This window comes from Spirulina sp. 06S082, from assembly GCF_034932145.1.
In the GTDB taxonomy this organism is placed as follows: domain Bacteria; phylum Cyanobacteriota; class Cyanobacteriia; order Cyanobacteriales; family Spirulinaceae; genus CCY15215.
The window spans coordinates 1-18,463 of sequence record NZ_JAYGHV010000296.1 but is presented as its reverse complement, the minus strand read 5'-3'; the positions used below and the strand labels follow the sequence as shown (position 1 = coordinate 18,463).

The window sequence follows — 18,463 nt, the reverse complement described above, 5'->3', positions numbered from 1 at the left end:
GTTTTAAGTCTGCTCTATTAGCGGCTTCTCCTAATTCTTTGCTCATTACCGTTAATAGGGCAGTTTTCCCAACACCTGACGGGCCGAGCATAGCAATTTTTAATTGATTTTCGGTGTTTTGGCTTTTAAACATTAACAAAATCTCCTAAGTTATCGTGATCGAAAAAAGCAATTAAGTGATAGAAAGGTGAGGGCTAAATAAAGTCAAATCTGTTAGCATTAATAGCTTTATCAATTAACTGTATCCATTCTTTTCTTTCCTCTTTTACTTTTTGTCCGAATTCATCCGACCAGATTTGAGAACTTCTTTCTCTCAAAAAATCATACCATCGATCTCGGGCTTTTCTAGATCGCACAATTTCATCTACAAATTCGTCTACAGCCGCATAAACCGCAAGACTCGGTTCACCTTGAAACTTCTCCAATGCTTCCTCAATATTGCAAATAGCAGATTGGTGAAGAGCTTGAAGAATGTTACAGATCGATTCAGCAATTTGCAGATCAGTTTTGTCATTTCTAGTTGAAAGTAACTTTGCACTTCTATTAGGATGAAGATCCTCGAGAGCCTTAAGGATTCTATACTGAAAATTAGTTCGATAAGACATTTCAAAGGAGTAAAGCCTAGAAAAAGCCCCTTTTAATGATTGTTCACTAGCTGGAATTTCCTCTGCCATAAATTTGAGAAACTCTGTACCTCTCAATGGTGTTAAATTTCCCAGTTCGGTTTTTTCTGTAAAACATTCAGCTACTTTTTGTTTGACACTATCTACATATTCTTTTAATCCATTATCAACAGAGCTAAAGTGACTCCTGATATGAGTTCGTATTTCATCTAAATAAGAGGCAAAAATAGCAGGAAATGCACCCGTTCCAATATCCATTTCTCTGTTTAAAACATCTTCTTTTGTTGGAATCCCAGTATTTTCATTACATTTTACTAGGAGTTGATTAAGAGTAGCTCTGAAAAAATCTGCATCTTTATCATTTTCCAAGACATCTAAATTCATTGGTTCAATTTGTCTTAGAAGTGTGCGAAGTTCTTTAGTAATATCGCGTGTAAACGATTCAAATAATCGACGAAAATTTCTGGTTTCATCTAATGTGGGCGCAACTGAAAATGCTTGTTTAGCTTTATTAATAAATTGATTCAAATCTGCCTGTAAGTTCTTGATTTCAATATTGCCGACTGACGCATACTCATTGTCAAGATTACGGAGATTTTCATCTAATTCTTTGAGAACTTCATCTAAAACACCGCCAGCTACTTCTTTGTTAGCACAATCTGCAATTAAACATGCCCGAACTTTGATTCGTTGTTCATCTTCAATCCTCTTTTTAGTTGTATTACACAAACTTAAATTTGTTGCAATACCTTCTGCTTGAGAAGATACCACCTGATTTAAAATCATAAATGACCATTTAGCGATTGGTAACTCAGTCAAAGCATCATTGGCTATATCGTACAACTTGTAATCTCCTTCTTGCAGAATTCTTCCTTGAGGCATATAGATAAAAAGGGCAAAATCAACATCTTGTCCGAGGCTCTGTCTAATTCTCTCTTTATCACCTAGTACAGTATCCCCTAGACCCGGAAGATCGATAAGTTGAATTTGTCCAACATCGTCTTGGGGAAAAGTACAAAAGACATTCACTTCTTTCACAGTAAGGTAGCTAAAAAGATTTCTCTGATTATTTTCATCAGTTTGCGCTACAAATTGACGAATATCTCCTCTAGCAATTCTTCTTGGAGATACTTCCTGTAAAAATTCTTGATAGTTTGTGTAGTTCTGATGGCATTTCTGTAAATGACCATAATATGCTTCCACTTCGGAGCCAGAAGTCTTCATTTCGGGTAATGGACTATCAATAAAATCCTGAAGACTATTTGGCTTATTTTCTAGACCTAGAAACTCATAGTAGGGAAGAATATTCTGTTCAAGAAATGAATCTCGGTTGTGAAAGTAAACTTCTCCATAGGTTTCAGTTTCAGGAACATGACTAATAGTACATTTAACCCCTGTGCAATTTTCAATACCGCCATCAGGGACTTCTGCTTTTGTCAAACCAGTAAGTGATTGGATAAATCTACTTTTTCCTTGTCCCGCTCTACCAACAAAAGCAATAGTTAGTGTTTTGCGAGAAAATCTTTTGTAAAGTCGTTGAATTATATACTCAACGTCTCGAATCTTTTCATATATTTTTTCAAAATGTAGTTCTTTTAGTTTTTCTCTAATAAAAATATCTTCAATTCTTTGACAAGTTCTATCACGACAAACTTCTAACTCTTTTACGATAGAAAAAAGAGAATCTAGTTTTTCAAGTGCCAGACTGGAATTTTCTGCTTGAGGTTTGCGCTTTTCTATAATATTTGAGATTTGAGTTGCCCTACTCATCTAAATTTCCCCTTAAAGAATATTCGTTTTAAGTTGGTCTTAAGTTTGTTATGAAAATCTAAAGAACTCGAAACTATAGACTACGCCAATCAAAAGTGAGTAGTTCTAAATTTTCTATCTCAGTCTAACATCAGAATTATTTTCATGTTTTGTTTCTTCAGGATTTTTTCGGTTTTGCGATTTCTATCTTAAAGAGAGCGGTTTTTTTCATCCCCCTCTCTACACAAGTCCTAGTTTATTTTTTTCACCTAACGGTGAGGTATGGCAAATCAACCCGATCGCAAACAGCCATGCAGCCACCGAACTATAGTAGCCTCCTACAAAACATTTTAGGCCGTTCCCACTCTCCTCACCCCGAAAATTTACCCGAACACGATCGCCCCGATGCTGCCAATATCATTGAATTCCTTGGAGACGAACTCCTGTGGAGCAAAACCATTGCCGCACAAAAACCTCGGCTCGAGTCCATTCCCACCACTCTTCCCAAACCCCTCAGAAAAGCCCTCAAAAAACAAGGAATCCAACAACTTTACTCCCATCAAATCGAAACACTCAATGCCATTCGCGAGGGCAAAGATGTCATTCTCAGTACCGACACGGCAAGTGGCAAATCTTTAAGCGCTTATGTCCCCATCCTTGAAGGCATTCTCCAACATCAGCATACCGCCCTTTCTTTTTACGGCTTAAAAGCACTGACCTCAGACCAAGGAGTAAAACTAACCGCTTTACTCGAAGGCATTCCCGAAGCCGTCCGTCCCCAACTAGCAATGCTGACGGACTACCGAAATTCCATCTCTAAGCTAAATTGAGCGATCGCCCTACAGATTTGATTAAATAGCAAGGCGATCGGAGAGTGCGCTTTCTGGAAAATCAGTAATTAGAACTCTTTTCTCCATCTAAATTGTGGGCTTCATTTCCCTGCAAAGGAGGTGTAAACATACAAATCAAGCGCATATTGGTTTTTGCCCTAAGATAATGTTTATCATGTTTGTCAAGAGCATAGAGAGAACCAACTTCAATAGGATACACGACCCCAAAGGTAGATGAAAGTGTATTTTGGTAGCGCGATCGCATCTTATTTTATCGACCTCTTCTAGCTTAGAACTCATACTAGAATAGCACAATGCGTGCAATAACAAAGGCGATCGCAAAACTTCTGCGATCGCCTTCTCTGTTGCGTTTCATTTTTGTATTGGTGATTCTCGAGTCATCAAAATAAGGCGCAGGGGTTCTAAGTAAACATACCAAGGGAAAGCTCTATCTTTTAATTCTTGCCATTTTTCCTTAAAAACTTCACCTTGGAGATGATAGGCGATCGCCTTTTCAGGAGGGGAGTTTAAGCGCAAATAAAGGGTCATTTGGTGTTGGGTTTCGCTTTTGCTGACCAACCAACAGGGAAAGACATTCTTTCTCTCTGAGTCTTGTAATTCTGAGGGGTGGATAAAAGTGAGATGATGGGCGCGAATGCCGATATAATCTAAGGATGGGGGGATAGGTTCGACGATATGGAGAGAACAACCCCAGTCTAATGCCTCAACCCGTTGGGGATCGATCGCCCGCACTCGAGAGAAGTTTTTGCATTCTGTCAATTTTGCTACAGTTAAGGTTGCGGGATGCTCGAAAATGTCTTCCTTGCGCCCCGAAGCGATAACCCGACCTTCGTGTAGGATTAAAAGGCGATCGCAGACTCGATAGGCTTCTTCCAGTTTGTGGGTAACGAATAAAGTGACTCCTTGATAGGTAGAAAACACCTCAATTAAAAGCCGTTCGATGTGAGTACGAAGATAAGTGTCTAATGCTGAGAGAGGTTCATCTAATAAGAGAGCTTCTGGGGCAGTGGCCAAAGCTCGAGCTAAAGCCACTCTCTGCTGTTGTCCTCCGGAAAGTTCCCGAGGATAGCGCCGTTCTAAACCTTGTAAGTTCATCAATTCTAGATATTTTTGCACCCGTTGTTGGCGTTTTTCTTTCGGTAAATCTTGCAAACCAAAGCCAATATTGCGGGCGACTCTCATGTGTGGAAAAAGAGCATAATTCTGAAAAACAAAGCCAATGCGCCGGGATCGACTGGGGAGATTAATCTTTTTTTTGGAGTCAAATAAAACCCGCCCATTTAAAACAATACGCCCTTCTGTGGGGGTTTCTAGTCCAGCAATACAGCGTAAGGTCATACTTTTCCCTGACCCAGAAGCCCCTAAAATTCCTAATGGTTTACCATTGGTCGTGACTTGGGTATTAAGAGCAAACCCAGCTAATTTTTTATAGAGATTGAGATTTAATTCTGAAGGAGTTTCTCTGATTTTTTCCTCGGCGATCGCATTGCTTTTGCCTACCATCAAATAGGGGCGAGAAAAATTAAACCAACGACCTACAATTGATGACCAACGACCAATGAGGAAAGAGACTTGATTAGTGAGACGACTTTGAGCTAGATTAGGGGAGTCAGACCCATAATTAATGGCGGCGATCGCCAAAAGAGCAATGGCAATCATCACAATTGTCCAGATTAACGCTTTGTCCATTTTCCCCGCTTCTGCGGCCAAAAAAATGGCGATCGGTATGGTTTGGGTTTTTCCTGGAATACTCCCCGCCAGCATCAAGGTTGCACCAAATTCCCCCAAGGCTCTTGCAAAAGAGAGAATTGTGCCGCCGACAACTCCCGGCCAAGCCAGAGGAAGCAAGATTTGCCAAAAGATGCGCTGTTCTGAAGCCCCTAATGTTCGGGCGCAGTCGATTAAATGGCGATCGACTTGTTTAAATGCACCCAAAACTGTTTTATACATTAAGGGAAAAGCAACCACAGAAGCGGCGATAACGGTTGCTGGCCAAGAGAAGATTAAGACAATTCCTAGTTTTTGTAATAAAATACCGACAGGACTATTGCGACCCAACAAAAGTAGTAACAAAAAACCCACTACAGTTGGCGGCAGGACAAGAGGGAGAGTAAAAATACCATCAATAAATCCTCTCTCTTTCCCCTTATAGCCAAACATCCAGCCGGCGGCGGAAATTCCCGCAACAAAGGCGAAAATAGTCGCAACCAAAGCAGTTTTTAGCGATATCCAAAGGGGAAAGAGATCGAATTCCATTTGTTACCTATTTAGAAACAATTGTTCCCACGCGATCGCCATTTAAGGCAGCTTCCAAGAGTTCTGGTTTCGTTCCGTTCACAATTTGGAAGCGATCGATTAAGCGTGCATTGGCCAGTAAATCGATTAGAACGGGTTCAAACGGTAAAGTGGGGAGTTGCCGCTCTTTTAACTCAGCGACGGAAATTTCGGGGATAAAAGTGGCATTGCTATGGGTTTTTGGATCGCGATCGTAGATTCCATCTACATCTTTAACTAAAGTGAGGCTCTTGCAGCCAAAGCACTCAGTGAGCAAGAAACAACCCGCATCGCTACCGTGGGTAGGAATGCGTCCCAGTTCGGGAGGATGTTCCCAAAGGGAGTAAGGAGGAACTCCCGTGCAGATAACCCCTGGTACGCTATGAATAAACATGGGGAGAAGATGTCCGAAAATTTCTGGCGGAATGGCAACTACGCCATGAGGAGCCAGCAATGCACCGAGAATGTGAGCAGTCCCTAAAGCATCTGCTGCGGAGAGTTGCGCCAATACTCCTGCCGGCATTCCCAGATCGATACCAATGGAGAAGACGTGGCGACTCCTCGCCCCACCTCCGGTGCCGAGGATCAGTTTTTTCTCTTTGAGGATGTTTGCTAAGGCATCTACGACGGGATAAGTGACCGATCGCCCGGCATCTAAGATCGATCGCCCGCCAATTTTTACCGCATGGACATGGGGCAACATCCGCACCACAGGAACTTCGAGGGCTTTATCTTCTGTGGATTTCTGCACGCCTCGATCTAACAGGCTTTCTCGCATCAACATGGATTCGAGATGGTTGCGTTTGTCTTCGTTAACAGGGGTGTAGGTCATGTTTTTAATGCTCTGGAGTTTATTTTCTGGGCTTTATTTGCGGGTTTAATCTGCATAGATGAGGGTGCCGACATCTTCTCCGTTTAGGGCGCGGGTGAGATTGCCTTTAACTAAACCGTTAATGATACGAATAGAACGGCGATTTTTGGCATTTTCCATCATGTCAAGTACCGGACGTTCGACGATTACATCTTGTAAATCGAGGGCTTTGAGTTCGGCGACGGAGATTTTAGAGATCAATTTAGCATTCCGATCTTTTTTGGGATCGGCGGTGTGTAAACCTTCTTCATCTTTAATGAAAATCATGTCTTTGGTGCCAAAAACTTCACTGATGAGGTAGGAACCTGTATCGGTTCGATGGGGGGGAATGCGACCGATCGCCGGGTTTTCATGCCAGAAGGTATAGGGGGGCATCCCAAAGAAGACGGCGGCTCCTCGTTCGGCAAGATAGAGGGGAAGTTGGGGAAACTGCACGGGTTCGATAAAAGGGATGCCGTGTTTGGCGAGTAAGTAGTGGATCATGCGGGCGTTTTGCATACTAACAAAAGTACCCAGCACGCTTAAAACTCCTGTGGGCAAGCCTAGGTCTAAACCAACGCTATAGCCGTGACGCGCCCTTGTACCGCCTCCGGTACCGATGATCATTTTATGGGTGTCGAGGTTTTCGCCGATCTCTTCGATCAGGGGAAAAACTGCTGAACGTCCGCGATCGATGAAACTTTGACCGCCAATTTTGACGACAAAAGCATCGGGCAAAATGGAGATGGTGGGGTATTTGTCGGTTTCGGCTAGGATATTGCGATCGCTTAGGGAACCCGATATTAAAGATTTACTCAGTCCCGATAGCAGTTCGTTGTTTTGGTCGAGAACGGTGTTTTGCATTCTTTTAAGGTTGAGGTGATTGTTAACGGTTAATCTGTATGCCTTGCAACAGGTAAATTTCTTCGGATTCGATGGGGACATCGAGACTCCCAAAGGTTGACTCTGCCCATGTTTGCAGTTCTCCTAAAATCTCTTGTTTGCTGGCAGTTGGGGGATCGATGCCAGCTATTCCTTCTTTGCCTTGCCATGATTCTAGGGATTGTCTGGGGGTATGAGTGACAGTCCATTGGCATACGGCGATCGCCTCGATCGCCTCGAAACCGCGCTGGTGAAATAATTCCCCGAGTTGATGCCGATTTTTTTGCCGCCCTTGAAAACCCTTTTGCTTCAGCAGGTGACGCATTTGCTTTCTCATGCGGGCTTTAACGCTGTCCTCTTGACGCTCAATGCTGCCCATAAATAGGGTTGCACCGTCGGGATGGGCAATTCGCAAACTTTCTGCAACAACGCGATCGCAGTCTAATAGGTGCAGCGATCGCGAGCCAAAAATGAGCCGCGTTGAATCATCAGGGACTGGCCAGGGTTGATTTCCATCCCCTTGCAGCAACCTTGAGTTATCCTCTCCCTCCTTTAAATATTGGCGAAATTGTGCCAGCATTGCCTCGGATAGGTCAAAGCCAAGATAGTGAATATCAGGTTGAGATCGCCCGAACCATTGCCCAATTTGTCCGGTGCCTGCTCCTACTTCTACTACCAGATCCCCCGGTTTGACGGCTGCGCGATCGAGTACCGTCTCGGCAATGAGACGGCAAGTTTCCTCGGACAAACCAACCCGGCGATCGTAGGCGATCGCCTGACGGTCAAAAGAGGCAGGATGAGAGTTTGTTGTTTCTAATTGCTGCATTTTCCTGCATGATGAATCTCTCCTTAAGCAGTCTTTAAACATTCTGCATTAAGTTAAGGAATCTAAAAACAAAAGACATTCTTTATTTCTGGTTGAGTTAGATTGCTAAAAAGACGAGTTTACCAGAAACTTTATATGATAATACGCGATCGGCAGGTACTTAAACAAATGTAATACTTAATTTTGTTTTTGTCCTTTTAAAGATGTGATAAAATTCAGCACAATCCTAACTCAAGGATAACAGGCATTATTATAAAATCCTCTCACGGAGTTTTATTGTGAATAAAGAAAAACTAGATGCAGCTTTACAGACTGCGATCGCCGGCAAGTCTGCCCCCGAGGAGAAAATTTTTCTCCAACTCTTACGACAAGTTTGGCAAATCGATTGGACGGTTGCCCCTTATGATGTCTGGGGACACTATGTTTCCTATGACATTCCCTATTTCCTTCGCTTTATGCAAATGGATGTAGGGGACGAAGCAGAAGAACGTGAATTGATTATAGAGTGGATATCCAGCCGTCTTGGCTTAAAAAACAAGGAAACTGGCGGAGATTGGAGAAGAAACATCGCGAATTTAATGGATGAAGCGAATCAAATCCGTGTAGAAGCTCGCAAGGGATAATTGACTAATTTTTTATTCCCTCAAGTTAATAAACGAGAAGAACAACAGGAAGAAAAATCTTAAATTTTTTGTTGTTCCGGCAATGTCTTACTGCATTAAATGCAGTCGGGCATTGTTTTTTTATTGCAAATATCAAAGTGCCGCTCCGAAAGAATAACGAAAATCCTACTTTATAGTTTTATAGACTCCCTCTGTAAATATTTATAACATTATTGACAGTCTGTCGTACTGGGAAAGAGAAAAGAACTTAGAATCAGTGTCAGATCCACCTAAGTTCTAAGATAATTATCTCTTATTCTCCGTACTAGGGATAAGTTTTTGAGAGTTGATGCGATCGTGTGAGAAATTCAAACACAAACCTTAAATAAATTTACTGCCTTATTGAGTCAAGAGAACCTATAGGCGATCGCGGCGATCGGAGAAAATCGCGGAGAAAATCCGATCGCGATCGCCTTAAATCCCAAAGGAGAACAGCGAATGACACAAAATGAAGAATCACCAAAATATTCAGACCCACAGGAGCAAGAAAACGCCCCATCGGGTCTGACCCGACGCTTATTTTTGAGTACCGGAGTTGGCGCGATCGCCGCTTTAACCTTACCCCACTCGGCGATCGCTGCCGGAGAGAAAAAAGGAGCAAAATTTCAACTGAGGCAATTTAAGAAAAGAGCAGCAAACCTCGACACCGTCTCAATACCCACCAATCCCGTTCCTTTCCAAGAGCTTACCAATGGCTGTATTGGCAGTCGCGATAATCTGAGCAATTTATTTGTGGGTAACGCAGAAGTTGAAATTAAAAGCTCCCTCTCCCCTAGCCCAATCCCCAATCCATTTCCAACCAGAGCTTACGGTCTTCAAGGCCCCTTTGGAGGAAAAACCAATTATGCCGTACCGGGACCAGTTTTTCGTTTCAAACCCAGCGACCCCGGATTAAATTCCCTCAATCTTACCTTCCACAATATGATGGCAGAAAGTGGTGGTAGTATTCCCCCCATCCCTCCTTCTGCTTATACTGGCGCTCCAGGGGTTCTCGATCGCCCGAGACAATTCTCCACAGCTAACCTGCATTTTCACGGCTTTCACGTTTCGCCGATTAGCCTTGATGCGGAGAACAATCCCGTTTGTGGCACTGAAACCACCAGAGCCGTTCTTTCCTCCGATGATATGCTCTTTGAGTTGGAGCCTGGTACCGAGCATAATTATTGCGTACAGTTACCGACATTTCATGCTCCCGGTACCCACTGGTTTCACGCTCACACCCACGGTTCCACAGCCCTCCATATTGTAGATGGTATGGCAGGTGCCTTCATTATCGAAGAGGAAGGCAATGCTAAAATCCATGTTGACCGAGATGTAGTCTGGCTGATCCAAGAATTACTCGGTTCGGTAGAGAAAGCAGTTTCAGTTCCCGATCCAGCATATCCCTATCCTCCAGATGTAACCAATACAACCACCCAAAACCGTCCTCTAGATGAAGAAATTTATACTTGCGGTTTCCGAGGCGGCCGTCCAAGTACCAACACATTCACCGTCAATGGCGTGGTGCAACCCACATTAGAAATGCAGGTTGGAGAACTGCACCGTTGGCGTTTTATCAATGGAACAGCAACACCCGCCGGTTTTATTCGCGTTAAACTATGGCACGTTATCGATCCGAGTTTGGAGATCGATCTTACTCCTGATGCGGAACAAAATGTGGAAGTTCCGGCGAGCCAAGATGATTGGCTGCATTTAATTGCGATCGATGGGATTAGTTTCTATGGAGATGCTCCCGAACCTTGGTCGCAGTGGGATATGGCAGCAGCAAACCGAGCCGACTTTTTGATTCACCTTAGTACTGCTGGAACATATCTTGTTGCCAAAGAACAACTACCGGCGCAGGGAAATATCAGAGGAGGTGGGGGCGCTCAACCTGCACCTCAAGTTCTTGCTTGGATCGAAGTGGAAGGACAGATTTCAAACCCAAAATCAATTCCCACCACGATTCCAGGCAGTTTTCCCAACTATATCCAACCTATCCCCGATACTCAACTGCTCAAAAATCCCGATGGGAGTAAATACTGTCGGCCGTTGGTCTTCAATATTACCAGTCAGGCAGGCCAATCGTCTGGCGGTTGTAATAGCGTCAATGTGCAAGGAGAACCTAATACTGGCAATCCACCTAAACCGACAAAGTACAAAGATGCGTATCCCATTCCCCGAGAGTTTCGCATTAATGACACAGCGTATGCTGGGATGGATGGAGAGGATACTGTCTATACTCAACCCGCAGACCTTGACGCGGTACCAACGGTTGGTGACTACGATATCGCCACCTTCCCCACGTATACTTACACAGAACATACTCCAGTTGAAGAAACGGTACAGGTTGTCAAGCTCTATACCTGTGAAGAGTGGATTATTTTCAACTACAGCAATTTGATCCATCCTTTCCACATTCATGTTAATCCCTTCTTACTTGAAGAGCGCTACGACCCCAACTTTGATAAAAATGTCAATACAAGTCTTACGGAAGGCGATGGCTTTAATCCACAAGGGGTAGGTCGTTGGTGGGATACCATTGGCATTCCTCCCGCTTTTTCTGTTGTCGATGCCAATGGCGATCCTATCCTTGATGAGAATGGTAAGGTTCAGGTTACACCGGGTCACGTTAAAATCAAAAGTCGCTTCTGGGATTTTTGGGGTGAGTATGTTTTCCACTGTCATATTCTCATTCACGAAGACCTCGGCATGATGCAGAATGTTTACGTGAGGAAAAATGAAGCTCCTCAGTATGAGGGTTACAATTACAACCCTTGTGAACCCGTGACTGAATCCCTGTCTCCCGACCAAGCAACCATAATAATATCAGCCGATGAGGAACGATACTATCCTCCTTCATATCCTCAAGCCTTTAATCCTTTAAATGCGGATGGATCTTTAATGGTTGATAGTAACAATATCCCCATGTATCCTCCTCAATCGGAAATTCCTCCCAAGACTTGCGAAGTCCCTGCGTAATGCAGAGAGGATTGCGAGTTTGAAGGGGTGAATAGTTTATGCGATCGCATCTTCAAGTCCGAAAATCTTTGCAGTTTTGCAGATGCGATCGCGCTTTCCCTTTTCTCTATTAAAGTTTGTCCAAAAGATTAAAATTTGAGGTTGAGATAATGAATAAAGATGCTGTCAAGAAAATGATTGCTGCTGTAATGCGATCGGTGTTTTATGGTCTGTTTGTGTTTGTGGCTGTCTTTGCCTTTGCTGCTAATGCTTTTGCAACAGACATCCAAGCCGGTCCGATTTGGGATAATAGTGATGCAGACTTAAAATGCCCTGTTGTTTGTGGCACTGTGGGGGGAAATTGGAATGGTAACTGGACAACTACAGTCTGGAATGAAATGTCTGTTTGTGGTTGTGAAAATGTCTGTGGACTTCCCCCGGTACCGGGTTTCGTTTCTATTGGTTTGAACTTCGACATCCAAGTACAATGTCCTGTTGCTTGTGAGGTTGCTAATGGAGAGTGGACTGGGGTAACACAAAGAGTTAATATCTCACCCGGTGCGAACTTTATCACCTCCTGTTTTTGTGCAATATAAAGAACTGTTTCCAGATTCAATTCAGACAGCGAGACAAAACGCCTCGCTGTTTTCTATTTTGATTATCCTAGAGATGCACCCCTTCAGGAGAAAACACCGTGAAAGCCGTAAAATATCTTGCGATCGCCGTTTTAATTGCATTTTTAACCGCCACCTCGATCGCCCCAGTATCGGCACAAGAAAGCCAAATTTTTTCCCCGAGTCAGGATAATACTCTGATTGAGAGTGTAACGGGAGATATCAGCAATGGTCAGGGGGAAATGTTTTTTGTCGGTCGTACCAATCAACCGAAAGAGAGTCTGAGACGGGGTTTACTGGCCTTCGATCTGAGCGATCGCCTTCCCTCAAATGCTCAAATCACTGCCGCTTCTTTAACGTTAACAGTAATGCGATCGCCACAAGGAGATTATCCCATCGAACTACACCGAGTTTTAAAAGATTGGGGTGAGGGAGAATCCTATCATCGCGGAGGACAAGGCGATCGGGCTACCGAGGGGGATGCGACTTGGGTGCATCGGTTTTATGATGGGTCGTTGTGGTCTAATTTGGGCGGAGATTTTTGCGATCGCGTCAGTGCAGTGCAAAGGGTAGGAGATGGGGGGAGTTATCGGTGGGAATCCCCAGAAATGTTAGCAGATGTGCAACGGTGGCTGGACTCTCCCGAGGAGAATTTCGGCTGGCTACTGTTGGGAGATGAAACTACAGCGCGATCGGTGAAAGGATTCGCGAGTCGGGAAACGGGAGATGCTTTGGCTCTTCCGCAACTTACGATAAGTTATCATCTTTGAATGTATTTTTTTGGATCTGAAAGCAAAAAAGGGAGTTAATTAAACAAATTTATGGACAAATTCGCCAATTAAATCGATGCGTCCTTTACGCAATACCGCCGGATCGAGGCGTTTAGTTGTATTACAGGTTAATAAAACCACTAATTTTTGTTGGTTTTGGGGGCGAGATTCATCCACGACACTGCGATATAATGTCCCATCTAATAAACTTAAAATATGCTCGGTTTTATTACTATTTTGAGCGGGAAGACTACCCCGATCTTGCGCCAGATTATCAGCTTCATTGACAATCAAGCAAATTCTTTCTAAATAACTCGGCGGGACAAAATTTTCGATCGCGTCATGATCGAGAATAAAAACAGTATAACCCAACGGGACTAAAATTTCCTTGGCTACGGCTTGAGTCCAGACGGTTTTTCCCGTTCCCGGTTCTCCTTGGGCTAAAACCGCTAGGCGATCGCAGGTTAGAATTTGCTGTTGTACGGTGTCGGTAAAGTCTTGAATATCTTTGGGAAAGGAACGAATTGAATATTCGCTTTGCACTTGTCCGACTCGACTCTGATAGCCACTGAGAACAACTGCTAAATTATAGGTTGCTTTATTTACCAAGGGTGTAATATCTTTAGCCATTAATACATAAGTCCGTCGTCCTCTTTCGTAGGAATAAATCTCTAACCAAACTTGATATTTTTCCCAGTAAACGTAAATTGTGCCTAAAACTTCCAATCGTTCCCAATTAACAAAGCGTTCGACAGGATAGTAAAAGTAACGCTCTAAATAATATTGCAGAATCGTATTCGGTTGACCTAATAAATCTAAGATTTTAAATAGGGTGATTTCTTGCAGGCGATTGAGGGCATAATCGATGGGAATACTATGACGATTCACCATTTGCACCACGGGAGTTTCTACGCTTAAAACTTCTCCGTGACGATTATCGGGAAAAGGAGGTGCAGGAGTAATATATTCCCAGAATTCATTAAATTGACTGTGGGTTTTTTCGGAAAATAAGTTGAGTATATTTGCCCACCACGCATAGTTATTCCGTCCAACAGCATCGGCAAGATCGCTGGCACAATCTAAGGATTTTTGAGCAACTTCCCAAGGATCGTTTTGAACTAAATAAAAGAAAAAATTAAGATCAAAATTGCGTTCTAAAGGTCGCCATCCTGACCCCAATAATCCCTGGCTTTGCTGTTGATTATTCTGATTATTCTCGTCTTGCCAATATCCTGAATTCATATTCATTAAAACTGCAATGCTTTATAATTTGATTAAGTATTCTGCGGGAACGCGATCGACTAACCAAACACCATTCTGAGAACAATAAAAAACATAAGCTGCTTCAGACATCGCGACGGTATTCACTTGAAAAATAACGGGTTTTCCATGACGCTGACCTACTTTTTTGGCTGTGGTGCGATCGCTGGATAAATGTACGTGATGACGAGACATTTTTAATAATCCGTCCTTGAGAATAGCAGCGACGGCTTTGTGTCCCGTACCATGATAAAGTACCTCGGGTGGAGTTTGGGGTATTAATTCTAGATCGACTTCAACGCTATGTCCTTGATTGGCTCGAATTTTACGTCTATCTTCGTTGAAAGAAAAGCGTTTTTTGTCATTGCGATCGACCACTTCTTCTAACTCGACGGGTTGAATGACAAATTGATTTTGACGACAAGCAGCAAGGAGTTGAGTCACGTCCACCCAACCCCCCGTTTCCAGTTCCAAACCCAGTTCATCAGGATGATGTCGCAGATGATAACTTAAATATTTACTGATTTTTCGCAGACGAGATTCACTCAGCACGATCTTTCTGTTCTTGAATGTCGTATTACATTATAATACAATCTCCAAAGAAACGCATTTCATTTTTTCGCTGCTATTTTCATGGCTTTCTCTTCCAAATAAGTATCAATAGAAATCGCTTCTGAACCACCTCGTGAAAGTAACTCTAACATCGAACCGAGTTGCACCCACATTAAAAGAGCCGTAGGTAAGACAACAAACAAGGCGATTCCACCGGCGAATAAGTAACCAATTTTAAAAACTGAAAGACATTCTCCCACAAAAAAAGTGAGAAAAAAAGTTAGTCCTAAGTAGGCCACAAGCATTTGAGGCTTCTTATAGTTAATTATGTCCTGAGTTTGACGATTTTTTGCCCAAAAGTCTACTTGATATTCCAACATATCTTTAAACACGAATCCAAAGGCGATCGCAAAAAAAGTCGTCAGCAAAATAGCGCTACTAATTGCAGGTAAAGATTGAGCTTGAGGCAACATAAAAAGAGATTTAAGAATTGTAAAGTTTTATTATAACGCGAAAAAAGAGGGAAAACGAGGGATAAAGGAAGGATTTCTCCGATCCCCTCATCCCTAACTGGTAACGGGTGACTGATAAACGGATTATTTCAGTTTTTGCTTGATAAAGGTAATTAATTTGGTCATTTGTTGTTTGAGGGTATTGATTTCCTTTTGCATCTTGGCCATTTGCAGTTTCAGATCTTCGATTTCTGCATTAGAAACCGTCGCCCCAGATGCAACATTTTGAGATGCAGCCGCAACAGTAGCGGCGGGTTTCGCTTCAGTAACAGGCTGTTCTTTTTTATGGATTCTTGACTTCTGAATTGCGTCTTTAATCGCTTCAGATAACTGTTTTTTTTCAAAAGGTTTTTCGACGAAAGCAAAATACTGAAATGGTTCCGGCAATTTTTCCGTTACCTCTTCCTTGCGCCCTGACATTAACATTAAGGGAATAAAGCGCAATTTTGCATCTTTCTGAATTTCTTGATAGACTTCCCAGCCGCTTTTTTTAGGGAGCAAAAAATCCAGCATAATTAAAGTCGGATTAGATTGGCGGACTAATTCTAATCCTTCCTTACCATCTTTCGCTTCAATCACTTCCACGTTACCCACAGGAAGCATATCTTTAACCATGCGTCGGATAACCCGGCTGTCATCAATAACGAGGATCTTTTGACTGGCCACAACTGACTCCTTGAGAGGCGAATAAGCAGACAAACTGATGTTAACTCAGTTTAGCCTATGGGAAAAGAGTGGGAGGCAGATGCTGGGGATTTAAGGGGGTAATTCTGTGCTAATTCTGAGAATCTTGGGGGAGGAGAAGCCTTTGCGGTCTACAATGGGGGCAAATAGACGCGAATTTGACTGCCATGCCCGATCGCCCTGAAATCCCCGCTACTATTAAACAATGGCGAGAGGAAATTACTGCTCTCCCGCCTTGGCTGCGTCGTCCCTTGGGGGCGGCCAGTGAAATTTCCACTGTACAAAGAATTATTAAGCAGCGACAGATCCACACCATTTGCGAGGAAGGGCGATGTCCCAACCGAGGGGAATGTTATGCTCAGAAAACGGCGACATTTTTGTTGATGGGACAGACTTGCACTCGTGCTTGTGCTTTTTGTATGGTGGAGAAGGGACGTGCGCCCATGCCTTTAGATGCGGAAGAACCGCGCAAGGTGGCGGAGGCGATCGCCTTATTGGGGCTGCGTTATGCGGTTCTCACTTCCGTGGCGCGGGACGATCTGCCCGATGGGGGTTCGGGCTTTTTTGTGAAGACGATGACCGCTATTCGCCAACTCAATCCAGGGACGCAAATTGAGGTTCTCACGCCGGATTTTTGGGGAGGGAAAGGGGGTAAAGAGGCGCAACGGGAACGAGTGGGGCGAGTAGCGAGGGCTAAACCTGCCTGTTATAACCACAATATCGAAACGGTGGAGCGCTTACAAGCCCCCGTGCGTCGGGGGGCGAAGTACGATCGCTCTTTGGCGGTATTGCAGTGGGTTAAGGAGGTTGATGAGACGATCCCGACCAAATCGGGTTTAATGTTAGGGCATGGGGAAACCGAGGGGGAAATCGTGCAAACGATGCAGGATTTACGGGCTGTGGGCTGCGATCGCCTGACTTTAGGGCAGTATATGCGCCCCTCTTTAGAGCATTTACCCGTCCGCAAATATTGGACTCCCGAGGAGTTCGATCGCTTGGGTGAAATAGCTCGTTCTTTGGGTTTTTCTCACGTGCGTTCTGCTCCTTTGGTTCGCAGTTCTTATCATGCAGGAATTGAGAATTAATAATGCAAAGTCAAATTGTTTTTATTCTGAAAATTATTCTGCTTTCGGGGATAATTTCAGCATTGATTAAATATGTTGCTCCTTATTTGGCGATCGCGCCGACTTCTCTCAATGCGGCGATCGCGATCTTAGTTCCCCCCATTGTTTTAGGGAGTTTATTATTGTGGCGCGATCGTAATTCCTCATAATGATTGATATTTGATAACCCGAGTTGCTAGTTAAAAATAGGATACGTTTCGATCCCCCTAAATCCCCCTTAAAAAGGCAGGGCTGTTTCATTGTAGGGAGAGAAAAATCTGCTGAACTTGATTAGCAAGATGACGCATGGCAGTAGCAATGGAATCAAAGCCCAAACGACGAGCAATAGTAATAAAGAAACTGCGTACAGTTGACCAGTTAGCGGGAGCATTGCTGTTGCTAAGTTGGCGAGAAGAATCTTCATGCAAAAGAACATCTTTAGGCCAGTGCAACCGATTCTCAATGCTCCAATGCTCTCGTCCATGTTCTAAAAACTCAGCCGCACTCAAAGATAAATCGGAGATGTAGTAGTGAGTTTGAGCAAAAGGTTTACCATGGCGAATACCCCAACGCTCAACTTTAACCCAACATTGTAAGCCCGGCCAATCTGAGTGCCAATCACCAAGAGAGTCATAAACCGAAAGACGACGATGGTATTGGCGAGCGTGGCTGCATTCGTCTGTCTGATGCACATCAATGGGTTGATGAGTCAAAGCAGTAGTTTCTAACCATTGGTAAAAATTTTTGTGATTCCTTTTGACACAGAGGAAGTAATGAGCGCCTTGTTGACGCAGTTGTCGGACTGTTTTTTTTGACAATGTAGAGCATCGGCGGTTAATACGGCTCCATTTAGGTCTAAGACTGCCAGTATCTGTTGCAACACCTGCTGTTCGCTGATGGCTTTATTTTCCATTGATTGAACACTTCGGCAAATTGGTTAAAGTCTATGCTCATTATCACTCGTCGAAAGGTTGAGTAGGAGGGCAAGCGCTCGGGTTGACTTATCCCCAGTTGTTCACACACTTGTTGGGCATATGTTCGGCTAAACTCTTCGAGTGGGCGATAACCCCAGTAGCCACACATTGCTCCCATTATCATTAGCATCAGCACAAACCATTGTTCGTGAATTTTTCCTCTTGCACTGCGATTTTCGGGTACATTTTTGAGTAATTCTACTAACGTCATTTTTCCAGCTCTTCCACTCACTTTCTTCCATCTTAATTTTTCTCTGGCGAGAGTGAAACAACCCTGCCCAAATCTGGGGGGAACCGGAGTCAAAGTCGCCCACACTTGGGGGATTTAGAGGGTTGG

At 43.6% G+C, this 18,463-nt stretch carries 19 protein-coding genes; 7 read left to right on the top strand and 12 right to left on the bottom strand.

All coding sequences use genetic code 11. The features are described 5' to 3' along the window. Positions 1 to 194 precede the first annotated feature (194 nt). Positions 195 to 2,393, bottom strand: coding sequence for a hypothetical protein (locus VB714_RS18695; protein ID WP_323226174.1), 2,199 nt, complete (start codon positions 2,391 to 2,393; stop codon positions 195 to 197). Positions 2,394 to 2,683: 290 nt separating this feature from the next. Here VB714_RS18695 and VB714_RS18690 point away from each other — a divergent pair, with 290 nt between their 5' ends. Further along, positions 2,684 to 3,202, top strand: a complete 519-nt coding sequence (locus VB714_RS18690; RefSeq protein WP_323226173.1) for a DEAD/DEAH box helicase — start codon at positions 2,684 to 2,686, stop codon at positions 3,200 to 3,202. Between the two features lie 61 nt (positions 3,203 to 3,263). Here VB714_RS18690 and VB714_RS18685 read toward each other — a convergent pair whose 3' ends face one another. The 5 genes from VB714_RS18685 to VB714_RS18665 form a co-directional block, all read right to left on the bottom strand. After that, entirely contained in the window at positions 3,264 to 3,467 is a 204-nt protein-coding gene (locus VB714_RS18685) for an ectoine synthase (RefSeq protein WP_323226172.1), read from the bottom strand. A 107-nt stretch (positions 3,468 to 3,574) separates the two neighbouring features. Continuing rightward, positions 3,575 to 5,479, bottom strand: a complete 1,905-nt coding sequence (modB, locus tag VB714_RS18680; RefSeq protein ID WP_323226171.1) for a molybdate ABC transporter permease subunit — start codon at positions 5,477 to 5,479, stop codon at positions 3,575 to 3,577. Between the two features lie 7 nt (positions 5,480 to 5,486). Then, complete coding sequence (locus VB714_RS18675; protein WP_323226170.1) at positions 5,487 to 6,329, bottom strand: hypothetical protein; 843 nt, start codon at positions 6,327 to 6,329, stop codon at positions 5,487 to 5,489. A gap of 45 nt (positions 6,330 to 6,374) precedes the next feature. Further along, on the bottom strand, positions 6,375 to 7,211 hold the full coding sequence (locus VB714_RS18670) for a hypothetical protein (protein WP_323226168.1): 837 nt from the start codon (positions 7,209 to 7,211) through the stop codon (positions 6,375 to 6,377). A 22-nt stretch (positions 7,212 to 7,233) separates the two neighbouring features. Next, complete coding sequence (locus tag VB714_RS18665; RefSeq protein WP_323226167.1) at positions 7,234 to 8,055, bottom strand: class I SAM-dependent methyltransferase; 822 nt, start codon at positions 8,053 to 8,055, stop codon at positions 7,234 to 7,236. A 278-nt stretch (positions 8,056 to 8,333) separates the two neighbouring features. On the opposite strand from VB714_RS18665, the gene VB714_RS18660 reads away from it, so the two are divergent. The 4 genes from VB714_RS18660 (at position 8,334) to VB714_RS18645 (ending at position 13,041) form a co-directional block, all read left to right on the top strand. Continuing rightward, on the top strand, positions 8,334 to 8,678 hold the full coding sequence (locus VB714_RS18660; protein ID WP_323226166.1) for a hypothetical protein: 345 nt from the start codon (positions 8,334 to 8,336) through the stop codon (positions 8,676 to 8,678). A gap of 477 nt (positions 8,679 to 9,155) precedes the next feature. Next, positions 9,156 to 11,678 carry a multicopper oxidase family protein gene (locus tag VB714_RS18655; RefSeq protein ID WP_323226165.1) on the top strand — a complete coding sequence of 841 codons (2,523 nt, stop codon included), beginning with the start codon at positions 9,156 to 9,158 and terminating at the stop codon, positions 11,676 to 11,678. A gap of 149 nt (positions 11,679 to 11,827) precedes the next feature. Next, positions 11,828 to 12,253, top strand: coding sequence for a mannan-binding lectin (locus VB714_RS18650; RefSeq protein ID WP_323226164.1), 426 nt, complete (start codon positions 11,828 to 11,830; stop codon positions 12,251 to 12,253). 98 nt (positions 12,254 to 12,351) lie between these two features. Then, a complete protein-coding gene (locus tag VB714_RS18645) occupies positions 12,352 to 13,041 on the top strand; it encodes a DNRLRE domain-containing protein (protein ID WP_323226163.1) in 690 nt (229 codons plus the stop codon). Positions 13,042 to 13,080: 39 nt separating this feature from the next. Here the strand turns inward: VB714_RS18645 and VB714_RS18640 are convergent, their stop codons facing one another. From VB714_RS18640 to VB714_RS18625, 4 genes are all read right to left on the bottom strand, one after another. Next, the gene (locus tag VB714_RS18640) at positions 13,081 to 14,283 is read right to left on the bottom strand and encodes an AAA family ATPase (RefSeq protein ID WP_416309736.1); all 1,203 of its coding nucleotides are present in this window, start codon (positions 14,281 to 14,283) and stop codon (positions 13,081 to 13,083) included. 21 nt (positions 14,284 to 14,304) lie between these two features. Beyond that, positions 14,305 to 14,850: an RNA 2'-phosphotransferase gene (locus tag VB714_RS18635; protein WP_416309735.1), complete on the bottom strand. Its 546-nt coding sequence runs from the start codon at positions 14,848 to 14,850 to the stop codon at positions 14,305 to 14,307. Positions 14,851 to 14,912: 62 nt separating this feature from the next. Then, entirely contained in the window at positions 14,913 to 15,326 is a 414-nt protein-coding gene (locus tag VB714_RS18630; RefSeq protein ID WP_323226160.1) for a hypothetical protein, read from the bottom strand. A gap of 123 nt (positions 15,327 to 15,449) precedes the next feature. Then, positions 15,450 to 16,031, bottom strand: coding sequence for a response regulator (locus VB714_RS18625; RefSeq protein ID WP_348539920.1), 582 nt, complete (start codon positions 16,029 to 16,031; stop codon positions 15,450 to 15,452). A 185-nt stretch (positions 16,032 to 16,216) separates the two neighbouring features. Here VB714_RS18625 and lipA point away from each other — a divergent pair, with 185 nt between their 5' ends. Then, the gene (lipA, locus tag VB714_RS18620) at positions 16,217 to 17,134 is read left to right on the top strand and encodes a lipoyl synthase (protein ID WP_323226159.1); all 918 of its coding nucleotides are present in this window, start codon (positions 16,217 to 16,219) and stop codon (positions 17,132 to 17,134) included. Between the two features lie 2 nt (positions 17,135 to 17,136). Next, positions 17,137 to 17,322 (top strand): hypothetical protein, encoded by a 186-nt coding sequence (locus VB714_RS18615; RefSeq protein ID WP_323226158.1) that lies wholly within the window; start codon positions 17,137 to 17,139, stop codon positions 17,320 to 17,322. 87 nt (positions 17,323 to 17,409) lie between these two features. On the opposite strand, the gene VB714_RS18610 is transcribed toward VB714_RS18615, so the two are convergent. Both VB714_RS18610 and VB714_RS27520 read right to left on the bottom strand, forming a co-directional pair. Next, positions 17,410 to 17,970, bottom strand: coding sequence for an ISAs1 family transposase (locus VB714_RS18610; RefSeq protein ID WP_323226157.1), 561 nt, complete (start codon positions 17,968 to 17,970; stop codon positions 17,410 to 17,412). Between the two features lie 37 nt (positions 17,971 to 18,007). After that, positions 18,008 to 18,337 (bottom strand): transposase family protein, encoded by a 330-nt coding sequence (locus VB714_RS27520; RefSeq protein ID WP_416309734.1) that lies wholly within the window; start codon positions 18,335 to 18,337, stop codon positions 18,008 to 18,010. Positions 18,338 to 18,463 lie beyond the last annotated feature (126 nt).